General features: G+C 37.9%; 1 protein-coding gene. It reads right to left on the reverse strand.

Going from position 1 to position 235, the window contains the following annotated elements:
* Positions 1-235, reverse strand: a 235-nt coding sequence (locus SB751_RS35360; protein WP_410749658.1) for a DUF2254 family protein, incomplete at both ends; no start/stop codon positions are given.

Below are 235 nucleotides of genomic sequence, written 5' to 3' on the forward strand. Positions count from 1 at the left end.
CATTATCGAGTTTGTTGATATTTATCAGCATTATTATTGAATAAATAATACTACCCAAATAAAAACCTAAAACCATTTGGTGTGATTTACGGGTAATGAGCCCAGGAACAACTCGAGGTGATAAGCTAGCACTGGCTGAATTTAATACCACCATCACCATAGAAAAGCTAAATACGGTTAACGAAATAATGCTGCCAGCGAGGGTGCTTAAAATGGTACGTGCGTTTTCTGCGCT

Origin of the sequence: Cupriavidus sp. SIMBA_020 (assembly GCF_046535395.1) — a bacterium.
Classification (GTDB): domain Bacteria; phylum Pseudomonadota; class Gammaproteobacteria; order Burkholderiales; family Burkholderiaceae; genus Cupriavidus; species Cupriavidus campinensis.